The organism is Achromobacter spanius (assembly GCF_003994415.1).
Taxonomy (GTDB): domain Bacteria; phylum Pseudomonadota; class Gammaproteobacteria; order Burkholderiales; family Burkholderiaceae_B; genus Achromobacter; species Achromobacter spanius_C.
The window spans coordinates 1016487-1029004 of the sequence record NZ_CP034689.1; the positions used below are offsets into that span (position 1 = coordinate 1016487).

Genomic DNA, 12518 nt, shown 5'->3' on the forward strand with positions numbered 1-12518 from the left:
GGTAGGGCACTAGGGATAAACACCCGTTCGGATCGGTGTGCCATATGCTAGATTTCGCACCTCTCTGACCTCGCGACGCGTTGACGCGGCCCCTGCGCCAAATGGACGAAAACAAGAAAAAAAGCCCACGGCGCAAAAAGCAGCCGGCCGCGCTGCATTGCTCGTTTTGCGATAAGTCTCAGAACGAAGTGCACAAACTGATCGCACGGGAAAACGCCCCTGGCGCGAGTGCGCTTGCAATCTGCAATGAGTGCGTAGATTTGTGTACCGAAATCATCAACGACCAAGGCTTGGTCGAGGCCGAAAACAGCCCCAAAGCCCTGTACGAGTACATCGTTCGGCAGAATCAAATCATCGACGACGCACGAGATAGGGCAAATAAGGCCCTGGATTTGCTGAATGTCTCGATGCCGCCGGGTTCCCAATCCCAGCACTGATTTTTTGATCACGACTCCCCATTGGGCGTGCCCCTGCGGCTGCGCCTACGGGTCGGGCCATCGCGCTTCGCGTTGAGCCTGGCCAAAGGGCCAGTCTCACCCCCTTGCGGGGCTTCAGTCCTACCCTCCCTACGGTCGGCTCACGCAGGCCGCCTTGCGGCCAGGTTGACCCGCGCTGCGCGCGGGTAGGGGCGTTCGGCGCGCGCCTGGCTTTGGTGTCGCCGCCCTGTCTCTCGCAAAGCATCCATTCCCGCGAGCCCTGTCCTAAAACGCCGACCGTACCACTGCGTTCCTCTCTCCAAGGGTCCGGTGCTCCCCCGTTCGGTGCTCGCCTTCGGCTGCGCTCCGCATGCGGCCTCTGCTCCGGCCCTTTCCAGTCGTCACTACGTGGCCACGGACGGCACGGACAGGCCTCACAGGAACGGATGCAAATAACGCGGAGGGAAAGACCATGACCAACCAAATCCAACAAACCTACGCTCGGACGACTTCTTCAGGATCGGTCAGCGCTGCAAAAACGCTCTTGAATGTAAAGGAAATAACCATGGCAAACACTGTTCAGACAATCGCAACGCCGAAGCCCGCAGTGGTGTTCCTTCGCGGCCTGGACGCCCGCGTCGCTCGCACCAAAGCAGCAGGGATGTTCGATGAAGACAGCCGTTTCATGGAGCTTGATCACGCGCAAATCCTCGCTCACGTTCAAGGCCGGGAAGACTTCACCCGTGGCCGTGACGCCGACGACGTACCGCCGTTGCTGGCCGATGTTGCCGAACTGGCAAGCGCATGGGTGGACGGCTGGAATGAAGCAGAAGAGTCCGTAGCCATGGCCGCATGTTCGGGTTGCAACGACGGCTCCGGCAATCCTTGCCCGCATCACGGCTGAGAGGGGAACCCAGATGCTAATCAAGTACGTAACGGACCAGATGGAAGGCGAGCCGGACATTCTGGCCGCACTGCGCCACCAGCCTTTGCTCCTGCGCGGCCTGGATGGATCGCCCCTGCACGTCCAGCAGGCACCGGCACACGGCTGGACACATGAGGGGCTTTGCGCTGTGCAACCTGAATCGGCCGTGATCGGCTGCGATGCGTTCCTGGGCACGTCCTGGGTCGGCTCAACCGAAGTCTAGTCAAACGAGGAAATCCGCCATGTCTTGCGACGTCGTTCTGTACACCCACCTGGCTTGCGTCCAGTGCGAGCTTTCCAAGGATGATCTTGCCGCGCGCGGCATCGACTTCACCGAACGCAGCGCTGCCGACTTCGCTCAAGCGCTCGCGGCAAAAGGCTATGACACCGCGCCGGTCTTGGCCGTCGCCATCGAAAACGAGTTGGTCGCATGGCAAGGCCACAGGGCCGACATGATTGAACTGCTCGCGGACCTATTCGATCTCGGGCCGGTTTCGGCCCGGGGCCTGCGCGATAGGGAATCTGCGGACGAAGCCGTGGTGACGCGCATCCAGGTCATGGAAGAAATCGGTAGGCATCAATTGAACGCTCAAGAGTTCTTTGCCGACTGCGGCAATCACCCGCTGTATCGCGGCCACGTGCTGCTGGAATGGCTTGGCTATTAAACGAAAAAGCCCCTGATCGGCGGCAACCGACAGGGGCTTGCACCTCGACCCACCCTTCGAAGGAGAACCGTGATGAACCACGACTTTATCAGATTGGCGAACGACATGCGCCGCGCCCACGTGCTGGGCCTTTCCTACCGCCTTCCGGCGATGACGGTGCGCGACCTTGCCACCCTCATCGCCGCGATGCAGGACGCGCCGGTCACTGCACAGCTGCACTAATTCCGATAAATCGAAGCAAGAGCACACACCATGAAGATCGACTCCAAAGAACTCGCCGCCATTCACGCCGCAAGCACCCGCACGGAGATCCCGCATTCCCAACTGCGCCTGAGCGAAAGCTATCAAGCTCGTCGTCCGCTGGATCCGAAGAAAGATCCTGAACTTTCGGAACTGAAGGCCACGATTAAGGCCATGGGCGGGCTGTTGCAAAACCTCGTGGTCGTTGCGTGCGCCGATGGCTTCTACGAAGTCTGCGCGGGCGGTCGGCGCTGGGCAGCGCTGGGGCTGTTGATCGAAGACGCCGTGTTCCCGGCAGACTACAGCGTTTCGTGCCTCGTGATTCCGGCCGAATACGCCCACCACGCCAGCCTGATCGAAAACATCGCCCGCAAGGCTATGCACCCGGCAGACGTGTATGAATCGTATGCCCGTATGCGCGCGGAGAAAAACTGGACCATCGAAGCCATCGCGGCCGCGCACGGCGCAACGGAATCCGCCGTAAAAAAACTGCTGGCTCTCGGCGCCGTTTCGCCCAAGCTCATGCAGCTATTCCGCGATGGCAAGATTGAAGTTGCCGATATGCAGGCGTTGGCGTCCGTTTCGGACCACGCCCGACAGGAAGCGGCATGGAAGGCGGCGCAGTCGGAACACTGGCACCGCGACGTTCATATCCGCAACCTCCTGGCGGAAACGGAAATGCTGGGCGACTCGGCCGCTGCCCGCTACGTGACAGTTGCTGCGTATGAGAAGGCGGGTGGAGAAGTGCGCCGCGACTTGTTCGAGAACGACACCTATCTGGCTGATCCGGATATGGCGCGAACGATGGCCCTGGCGAAGATGCAACGGTCCAAGCTCTTCAAGGCGGTATCGACCGAAGGCTGGCTGTGGGTGGAATGCCGGGTGTCTTTCGCATACGACGACAAGAAGCAATTCGGGGAAATCCAACGCGCCCACCTCGACCCGAGCAAAGCCCAGGCCAAGCAGATTGAAGCGCTGGAGAAAAAGGTGTCCACCGCACAGGAAAAGCTGGATGGCTTGCGCGCCGTTGAAGGCTACGACGAATCCGACCTCGATAAGGTTCGGGCATTGATTCGCGGCTACCAAGGCGAGATCCGCGCCATTCGCGACGAGCTTTACAACTACCCGGCTGAGTTGAAGGCAGTGGGCGGTGCCATCGTGCACCTGACCTATGACGGCGAGCTTACCGTCACCCGTGGCCTGATCCGCCAGGACGAACGCGAGGCCGTGGCGCACATCATGCGGGGCAAAGCTGGGGAGGGCGACACGACGGCGGGTGTGGACCTGCCTCCGGTCAAGACCCGGCCCGTGCATTCTGAGGCGCTGACCAACCGGCTCCAGGCGCAACGCGTCATTGCGCTCCAGGCCGAAATTATGGCCCGCCCGAACTTGGCGCTTTGCCTGCTCATTGAGCAGATGCTGGGCGACTTCGACGGGAGCCGGTCCAGCAGCGCCGGTGACTCATTCGACCTCGCATTGCGGCCAGCGCATCATGAGCTTGCGAACACGGACGCGGACATCAAGGGCTGCCCAGCCTGGGCGCGGGTTCAGGAGCAGATTGAAGCCGTCACCAAGAACGTACCGGAAGACGACGCGGCGGTGCTTCCCTGGCTGCTGGCGCAGCCGCAGGCGGACCTCATCGAATTGCTTGCCGTGCTCACCAGCATTTCAATTTACCGCCGCCAAAGCCATTCCTATGGCGCGGAGCCCCGGCACCTGGACCGCCTGGGAGAAGTGGTTGGGCTGGACATGAGCAAGTGGTGGAAGCCGACCGCGCAGTCGTACCTCGCCCATGTGTCCAAGGACCGAATCGCGGCTGTCGTTACTGACGCGGTCGGTGCGGAGCAGGCCAAGCCGCTGTTGGCGATGAAGAAGGCCCAGGCGGCGACCGCTGCCGAGCAGTTGCTCGATGGGAAGGGATGGGTGCCGGAACTGATGCGCGGGAAGCCATTGCTGTCGAACCCGGAGCCGATTTCGCAGGAGGCGGCAGCGGGAGAGTAAGCCACCGTTAGGAAAGGGAAGGGGGCAGCACGCCAATTTTGCGCGCCGCCCCATTGCATCGTGTATCGTTACGGGATACAATATCGCATGATCATCGGATTTCGCCACAAAGGTCTTGAGACCTTCTACCGCACCGGTTCAACCCGAGGAATTCAGGCGGCACACGCCAACAAGCTGGGCCGCATCCTGGCCCTGCTCGATGTGGCGAAGGGACCGCAGGATATGAATATCCCGGGCTATAAGTTGCATTCGCTCAAGGGCGGTCTGGCCGAGCATTGGTCAGTCTGGGTCAACGGCAACTGGCGCGTGACATTTCGCTTTACCGAGGCCGGTGCTGAACTGGTCGATTATCAGGACTACCACTAGGAGCCAATCATGATGCACAACCCTCCGCATCCGGGTGAAATTCTCCGGGAAGATGTAATTGCCCCCTTGGGGCTATCTGTGACCGAGGCTGCTGACCGGCTGGCCATGTCGCGGGTGGCACTTTCCCGGGTGCTCAATGGCAAGGCTGGTATCAGCCCGGATCTGGCTGTCCGGCTGGAGCATGCTGGGGCCAGTACTGCCCAGGCTTGGGTCGCAATGCAGGCCAACTATGATTTGTGGCAAGCGCTACAGCATGAGCAGCCGCCTGTTCGGCCCTTGGCCTCAACGGCAGCAGCGCACTGACCTAAACCATCCGCCAAAGCAAAAGGCCGCCCTAGGGCGGCCTTTTGCTTTGGATGTACCAACGGGTTTGGTATGGGGCGGCCTTTCCCACCGGCTGCGCCGGCGGGGCCGTCCTGCGGACTTCGTGAGCGTCCCCCGGACGCTCACAGGTGGCTTTAAGGCCCCCGCCGCCAGGGCGGCGGCGGGTCCCTTAAAGCCACCACACAGGACGCACCCTCCGGGTGGGTTCATCTCTTTGATTTTTTTGGGTTTCTCCTGAGTGGAGTTGTTTTCTTTTGTCTGACAACGAAAACGCGGAGGGCGGCGAAAGCCGCGTGCCTTCGAGCTGGTGAGGCCGTGCCCTCGTATACAAGATAGGTTTCGGACGCGCACGGCAGGAGCCCGGTGACACAACCGCGACATAGCCGCGACATAGCCGCGACACAACCGCGACACAACCGCGACACAACCGCGACACAACCGCCACATTACCGTGACATATCCGCGACACAAGCGCGACACAAGCGCGTCATCGTCCATTCTTTTGCGGCGGCCGGACGATCAGTGGGCTTAGCCACGCCCCGACAGAATCCGCAACGACACCGACTACCCAATCGACAAATTCCCAAGCGCCGAGACCTTGCCGTTGCCGTGAGCAGGAGCGCCTTGGCGACGGCACAACCAATCCGGACGAGGACTGGGGTGGCCGGTTGGCTCGTGTCATCAACATCTGATTGCTCAAGCAGCGGCGGGCAGACGCGCACGTTCACTGCTCCAACGAAAGCAACGGTTTCGATGTCCGCATATGGCCGGGAGCCGTCCTTGGCGAAAGACCGCGCCCGACCCATTGCTGCCGTCGGCTCTCGATGGCGGCGCCTTTCAGCACTGCGACTGACGGGCGTGCATGCGGGAACCGATCGTGCCCCCACGGCGCGTCAACAAGCGGACGCCGGAACCAACCCCGCTTTCATTGTTCGAGCTGATATTCACTAATCCATAGCCTGCGCCGCGCACGGCCTGCGCCACGTTATAACGGGCAGAACGGGCTATCCAAGTTCGTCGAGATTGATATTCGGTTTATCGAACTGACTATGAAACCCCTCGCACGGCTCCTCAGAACGCGCGATCGTGACTGCGCCGGCGCCGGGCGAACCGCCGGCGGCAAATTCTGCGCGATGGCTGCAGGGGGCAACGGCGACTGATGTTAGGTGCATCTACGCGGGCCGCCTCGCTAGCCTCGCACCCGGCGGTCGACGCCGCCCGGCGTTGGCCGTGGTCCGTACAGAAGACACTACGACCTCTGACAGCGCGCTCGTCCCGGCGACAGCTGAGCTGCGGCCGCTTTCGATACGGAGTTGAAACTGTCGACGTTATATCGAAGCTGTGCACCAAGGCTACTCGGCGCCCCTTTGTGTGCAGCGAACCAGGCGTCAAATTTTGCGATTTCGCTTTTCTGCGCCGTGAGGGTCTCCTTTGCCATTTGTCTCATCTCTGGATCTTGCGCAGCTAATCTCATGCCCACCAACGCGCGAATCGGTTGCCGAGCACTCCTCCTGCCAACAATCGCGACCCCGTAGCCCGATCGGCGAGGGGAGCGAAGCAAATGAAACCTCTCGCGATATTCTTTGATGGTTGGCCCAATCGCGCCGCTGCGCGTGAGCATTTCTCATCGACTAGGCATTAGGAACGAAGCTGTGCTCGCCCCACCAAAAATGGTCGCTCACGATCTGGCGGCGGCTGTGCGGTGACCTTCCCGGCGGTCGAGTACGACCTAGGCGATTGTTGAAGAGCACAAAGCCGAAGCAACTTCGAACTTATACCGGTTTCTGATCAACGAGCTGCGCATGGATATGAGATGAGCCGATGTTGAAGATGCTGCCACAGTGCGATGGGCGCAAGTCTGGAGCTCGTCCTCGGTCCATCTCCGTAGCAAGTCGCGGAGGCTTGCCAAGAGTTCGGCCCCTGTTGGGACCGAACCGGCTATAGCCAACAAACGCACCCACGCCGTGCTCCGCACGCTGTGCGAGCCAAGCTCCAGATAGTTAGCCGTTAGTTTCCGGATAGTCCAGTTCACCGAAAGAGATCTGGCCGGCGGCGTTAGCCGCATCGAGTTCAGCGCGAATTTCCCCGCGAGGTCTGGATTGGGACATCGTCTCGAGAAGCGCCGTTCGGATAGGCCTGTCCGCGTCGCTCACAAGCCCAGCAGCTTTCGCCGCGCGCAATTCCGTACCGCCCTGGGGCGCGTCTTCGAACTCGTGTGCGAACAGACGGGCGCATATGCCTGCTTGCAATACGTAATTAGCACGGCTGCCCGAGACTGTTGCAACTCTTGCAGGACCTGTTCTCTTGTCTTCGACTGTGCGTACGCAGTGGACGCTATGCCGACTGATGGCACAGAGACGAGAAGGGCAAATGTGAAACGATTCAAGAGTTTTTTGATAGTGAATAGACGTCCGCTGGAGGGCGAAACGAGCTTTCCATCGCCCAGCGACCGACCTCCAGTGCACGGCCTACGGTTGATCCGGGCTTCGGCCGCGCTTCGAGTATGCCGCTGAAGAACTCCGCGGACATGGACCACGGTGCGATCACAAATCTGAGTGCGATGGAGGAAGCGTCGTGCCTCAAGTTCCGAGGGCATTGACCCAACCCGCTTCGCCGTCCACAGCTTGCCAGTGTGGATGGGACGTCCGCGACAGAATGCTGGGTCGGTCACCCGGTGCCTTGCTTCTTCCGAAGGCGGCTGTCCATCCTTCCTCGCCGTCGGTCAATGTCCATCCATCGGCCGCAAATGGCCGCTTCTTCCAAGCTGCCAGGTCTTGAGCGACCTGCTCGCGTGTGACAGCAGAGGGCGCATAATGTGTCGCGACGCCGATTTCGTCGTTGGTAACTTCGAAGGTAGTGGATGCGCCGGCGATGGCCGGCCCGAGCGCTGCCGCAGTCACAATAAGTGAAGTGATTGATTTACGAGTGCTCATAAATAGTCCTTGGGTTCAGAGTTGAACGGCGTGGTTGTCTTACAGGCTGAACTCTACGTGGGCTGTCCTGACATGACTCGGACTGGCTGATTACATTTATGCAATGAATTGAGGTGGACTATGCGTATTCTGGTCATCGAAGATGAGCGCAAGCTTGCGCACTATCTTCAGAAGGGATTGAGGGAGCACAACTACGTCGTCGACGTTTCACTGGACGGGACAGACGGCAGGCATGCTGCACTGGAGAACAACTACGACCTGATAGTGTTGGATGTCATGCTTCCCGGTATCGACGGGTTCGGTATCTTGAGCGACCTGCGCCGGAGTAAGGACACGCCTGTGCTCATGTTGACTGCGCGCGATAAGGTGGAAGACCGCGTTCGAGGTTTGGAGGGTGGAGCGGACGACTACCTTGTAAAGCCATTCGCGTTTTCTGAGCTCCTTGCTCGGATACAGGCATTGCTGCGCCGCGGCCGAGGGCAAGAATCCACGCTGTTGCGACTGGACGACTTAGAGTTGGATCTAGCCCGTCGCAAGGCTCACCGTGCGGGAGTCAGACTTGAATTGACCGCGAAAGAATTTTCCTTGCTCGCGTTGATGTTGCGCCGTCAGGGTGAGGTGCTGTCCAGGACAATGCTCGCGGAGCAGGTGTGGGATATGAATTTCGATGGCGACACAAACGTCATTGAAGTGGCAGTGCGCCGACTCCGCGCGAAGATTGATGACCCATTCGAAAGAAAACTCCTTCATACCGTTCGCGGGATGGGCTACGTGCTTGAGGCTAGAGCATCGTGAGAGGCTGGCGCATACCGTCGATTGAAATTCGCCTGACGGTACTGCTGGGCGTGATCGCTTTCGTCGTTTCCTCCATTGCCGGCTATACCTTGTTCTGGGCACTTAAGCGGGAAGTGCAGCGCCAGGAGATGACTGAGGTGGCGGGAAAGTTGGAGCTAATAGACCATCTAATCGATATGCTCGATACGCCTCCGGACATGGAGCAATTTCGAGAGACTCTCGGCAATATCCTCGTCGGCCATGTCAATCTTAGGGTGTGGATCTTGAGCCGTGATGGAAAGGTTCTCTACGGCGCCGACGCGCCTCCCTCGCTGCGGCAAGTGGGCAAGGACGAAGTGTGGCTAAAGACTCAGGACGGATGGGACATGCGAGGTTTGAGTTTGAGGATTGACAGTCCGGTTCTCAAAGACGCCAACCTGATCGTCGCGGTGAATATTCGGCCAAGCATGCAGTTCCTGTATGCGTTCGCAACTGCACTGATTCTCATCTGTGCACTGTGGGTCGGCGCCACGGTGGTGTTATCCGCCTGGGCGGTTCGGCGTTCGCTAGTGCCGATACGCCGGCTATCCGTCCAGGCCTCCCGTATCCAGCCTGAGAACTTGGCGGTACGACTTCCTGAGCACGGGATCGACCGGGAGCTACGCGAATTCACGCATACGTTCAATAACACACTGGATCGTTTGCAAGCGGCGTATCAGCAGATGGAGGGCTTTAACGCAGATGTAGCGCATGAACTGCGCACTCCGTTGGCGACGCTAATCAATGGTACCGAGGTCACACTTTCCTCGGCTCACTCCGTTGATGAGCTGAAGGATCTGCTGGCCTCAAACTTGGAAGAACTGCAGGGCCTGACGGCCCTTGTCAATGATATGTTGTTCCTCGCTCGCGCAGATGGCGGGGAGCTCGCTCAGGATCGGCAACAAGTCCACCTGCTTGATGTAGCAACGCACGTCGTCGAGTACTACGAGGCGGCATTGGAAGAAGCCGGACTGTCGGTCACGATTCACGGTGGAGGGATGGTTGGAGCAAACCCGCGCTTGTTGCGCCGGGCTTTGGCAAACCTGTTGAGCAACGCCATAAAGGCGAGCCCAAGAGGTCTCAACATTGATATTTTCTGCAGCGGCAGTGGCAGCGAAGGCGACATCAAGGTCCGCAACATGGGCACCCCCATCGAACCAGAGGCGTTGCCCCGAATCTTTGATCGCTTCTTTCGGGCTGACACTGCCCGCAGCGGGAGAGCAGAGGGACATGGGCTAGGTCTGGCGATCGTTCATGCAATAGCACGTATGCATGGTGGTGCCGCGTTTGCGGTATCTAATCGAGGCGGCACAGAAGTGGGCATATCGATCGGCCATACAGCTAACATTACAAAAAAGTAATCTTTCTGACAGCTTGGGGTTGGGCGCGGCTATCTATAGTGCGAATACGACCTCCCCATCTAAGCACAGAGGATTGCGATGGCTAAGAAAAAGATATTGGCTAAAGTGGCTACAGCCACGGCGGCGTTGATGATCTCCCTGGGTGCGGTGGCTTCTGACGACCACGGCGGGGGGCATCGCGACGGCCATAACACGGCCACGATGATCGGCAAACCTGGTTTGTCCGACAAGGTGTCTCGAACGATCGACGTCAACATGACAGACGCCATGCGGTTCATGCCGAGCGACGTTGAGGTCAAGGCTGGCGAGACGGTTCGGTTCAACGTGACCAATTCGGGGAGGATTCGTCACGAAATGGTGTTGGGGACAGAAGCCAATCTCGATGCCCACTATCAGATGATGCTGAGCGATTCCGGTATGCGCCATGAAGAACCCAACTCGATTTCATTATCGTCCGGAAAGACGGGCGAAATCGTATGGCAGTTCGACAAGGCGGGGCGAGTCGCGTTCGCATGCCTGGAACCGGGCCACTATCCCGCAGGCATGAAAGGCGCAGTGTCGATCAAGTAACCAAGGCCGGGGGCCTAATGAGCCGCTCGGGGAGATAGCGAATGACAAGTGCAGTTTCAAACCATCGCCGCCGCTTTGTTCAGGGCTTGGCGGCCGGAGGCACGTTGGCCGGCCTCGGTCTTTGGCGCACGCCCGTCTGGGCAGCCGCCAACGCGTCGCAGAATTCAGTGCTGTCTGGCACCGACTTCAAGTTGGAAATCGCGCAGACTCCAGCGAACCTCACGGGTGCGCCCCGTATGGCCACAACGGTTAACGGGACACTCCCTGCTCCGACATTGCGCTGGCAGGAGGGCGATACTGTCACGCTACGCGTGACTAATCGCCTGAAAGAGGATACCTCGATTCACTGGCATGGGATCCTTCTTCCCACGGGCATGGACGGCGTGCCGGGGCTCAGCTTTCCCGGTATTCGTCCGGGGGAGACATTTGACTACCAATTTCAAGTGCGCCAAAGCGGCACATATTGGTATCACAGTCATTCGGGCTTCCAAGAGCAAACCGGGCTGTACGGCGCGATCGTCATCGATCCTGAACGTCCCGACCCGGTAAGCGCAGATCGCGAGCACGTCGTACTGCTTTCGGACTGGACCGACGAAGATCCGATGAATGTCTTCCGCAAGCTGAAGGTGATGCCCGATTACTACAACTACATCCAACCATCGGTCGAGAGTCTCCGAGAGGATGCGAAGAGGGTCGGATGGAAGCAGGCATTGAATGAGCGTCTGATGTGGCAGCAGATGCGCATGAACAATACGGACCTCGCCGATGTGTCCGGCGCCACATACACCTTTCTGACGAATGGGAAATCGCCCGCTGCGAACTGGACTGGACTCTTCAGGCCAGGAGAGAAAGTGCGCCTCCGCTTTATTAACGGTTCGGCAATGACCTATTTTGATGTCCGGATCCCCGGTCTGAAAATGTCGGTGGTGGCCGCTGACGGGCAGCCCGTCAGGCCGGTGGAAGTGGATGAGTTCCGGATAGGTGTCGCAGAGACCTTCGACGTTATTGTCGAACCGTCTGAAGACCGCGCTTACACCATCTTTTCGCAAGCTATGGATCGGTCCGGCTATGCGCGCGCGACGCTCGCTCCGCGCGAGGGAATGCAGGCGGAAGTTCCCGCATTGGACCGCGTGCAAGTCTTGACCATGATGGATATGGGCATGGCTCACGATATGTCTGGGATGGAGATGGGAAGCTCGAGTGGAGCGGCAATGGAGGGAATGGATCATTCCTCCATGGGAAGCACACCATCGTCAAGTCCAGACGCTATGGATCATGGTTCGATGCAGGGCATGGATCACGCCGGCATGAGCGGCATGGGCGCAATGTCAGGAATGGCAGGAATGAATCATGGCGACAACGGAAATGAAGGAGGCATGGTCGAGGTCAAGCACCCCTATCCGGGAGAACGCAGTCCAGCCAATACGATGCCCCCCGAGGTCGTCTCGACGAGATTGGACGACCCAGGCCCTGGCTTGCGCGATAACGGTCGCAGGGTTTTGACATATGCCGATCTCCATTCCGTGATGGAGCCGGCGGACAATCGAAATCCCACGCGGGAGATCGAGCTCCATCTGACGGGCAACATGGAGCGCTACATGTGGTCATTCAACGGTCTTAAGTTCACTGAGACAAAGCCCATTGTGCTCAAGTTTGGAGAGCGGGTCCGCTTTGTTTTGGTCAATGACACCATGATGACTCATCCCATTCATCTGCACGGAATGTGGAGCGACATGGAGTCCCCAGATGGGAAGTTCCAAGTCCGCAAGCACACAATAAGCTTGAATCCTGCGCAGCGTATCACCTACCGAGTGAGTGCCGACGCCCGAGGAAACTGGGCATATCACTGTCATCTTCTCTTTCATATGGAAGCTGGCATGTTCCGTGCAGTGGTCGTGGAGTGA

The 12518-nt window shown here is 59.1% G+C and carries 13 protein-coding genes; 12 read left to right on the forward strand and 1 reads right to left on the reverse strand.

Going from position 1 to position 12518, the window contains the following annotated elements:
• Positions 1–101: 101 nt before the first annotated feature.
• The 8 genes from ELS24_RS31670 to ELS24_RS04605 all read left to right on the forward strand — a co-directional run bounded on the left by ELS24_RS31670 (position 102) and on the right by ELS24_RS04605 (position 4916).
• A complete protein-coding gene (locus ELS24_RS31670) occupies positions 102–437 on the forward strand; it encodes a ClpX C4-type zinc finger protein (RefSeq protein ID WP_127183503.1) in 336 nt (111 codons plus the stop codon).
• Positions 438–888: 451 nt separating this feature from the next.
• Complete coding sequence (locus ELS24_RS04580; RefSeq protein WP_127183504.1) at positions 889–1320, forward strand: hypothetical protein; 432 nt, start codon at positions 889–891, stop codon at positions 1318–1320.
• A 13-nt stretch (positions 1321–1333) separates the two neighbouring features.
• Complete coding sequence (locus ELS24_RS04585) at positions 1334–1564, forward strand: hypothetical protein (RefSeq protein WP_127183505.1); 231 nt, start codon at positions 1334–1336, stop codon at positions 1562–1564.
• Between the two features lie 19 nt (positions 1565–1583).
• Positions 1584–2006 carry a hypothetical protein gene (locus tag ELS24_RS04590; protein WP_127183506.1) on the forward strand — a complete coding sequence of 141 codons (423 nt, stop codon included), beginning with the start codon at positions 1584–1586 and terminating at the stop codon, positions 2004–2006.
• A gap of 72 nt (positions 2007–2078) precedes the next feature.
• Positions 2079–2228 carry a hypothetical protein gene (locus tag ELS24_RS30795; protein WP_164741215.1) on the forward strand — a complete coding sequence of 50 codons (150 nt, stop codon included), beginning with the start codon at positions 2079–2081 and terminating at the stop codon, positions 2226–2228.
• A gap of 30 nt (positions 2229–2258) precedes the next feature.
• Positions 2259–4247: a ParB/RepB/Spo0J family partition protein gene (locus ELS24_RS04595; RefSeq protein WP_127183507.1), complete on the forward strand. Its 1989-nt coding sequence runs from the start codon at positions 2259–2261 to the stop codon at positions 4245–4247.
• Positions 4248–4334: 87 nt separating this feature from the next.
• Positions 4335–4613 carry a type II toxin-antitoxin system RelE/ParE family toxin gene (locus tag ELS24_RS04600; protein ID WP_046804265.1) on the forward strand — a complete coding sequence of 93 codons (279 nt, stop codon included), beginning with the start codon at positions 4335–4337 and terminating at the stop codon, positions 4611–4613.
• A gap of 12 nt (positions 4614–4625) precedes the next feature.
• Positions 4626–4916, forward strand: a complete 291-nt coding sequence (locus ELS24_RS04605) for a HigA family addiction module antitoxin (protein WP_198158204.1) — start codon at positions 4626–4628, stop codon at positions 4914–4916.
• 2600 nt (positions 4917–7516) lie between these two features.
• Here the strand turns inward: ELS24_RS04605 and ELS24_RS04615 are convergent.
• The gene (locus ELS24_RS04615) at positions 7517–7870 is read right to left on the reverse strand and encodes a DUF4148 domain-containing protein (RefSeq protein WP_127183508.1); all 354 of its coding nucleotides are present in this window, start codon (positions 7868–7870) and stop codon (positions 7517–7519) included.
• A 120-nt stretch (positions 7871–7990) separates the two neighbouring features.
• Between ELS24_RS04615 and ELS24_RS04620 the strand changes: the two genes are divergently transcribed.
• From ELS24_RS04620 to ELS24_RS04635, 4 genes are all read left to right on the forward strand, one after another.
• A complete protein-coding gene (locus ELS24_RS04620) occupies positions 7991–8665 on the forward strand; it encodes a heavy metal response regulator transcription factor (protein ID WP_127183509.1) in 675 nt (224 codons plus the stop codon).
• Positions 8662–10044, forward strand: a complete 1383-nt coding sequence (locus ELS24_RS04625) for a heavy metal sensor histidine kinase (RefSeq protein ID WP_127183510.1) — start codon at positions 8662–8664, stop codon at positions 10042–10044. The genes ELS24_RS04620 and ELS24_RS04625 overlap by 4 nt, the downstream gene beginning before the upstream one ends.
• 78 nt (positions 10045–10122) lie before the next feature.
• Positions 10123–10614, forward strand: coding sequence for a cupredoxin domain-containing protein (locus ELS24_RS04630; protein WP_127183511.1), 492 nt, complete (start codon positions 10123–10125; stop codon positions 10612–10614).
• Positions 10615–10655: 41 nt separating this feature from the next.
• Positions 10656–12518 carry a copper resistance system multicopper oxidase gene (locus ELS24_RS04635; RefSeq protein ID WP_127183512.1) on the forward strand — a complete coding sequence of 621 codons (1863 nt, stop codon included), beginning with the start codon at positions 10656–10658 and terminating at the stop codon, positions 12516–12518.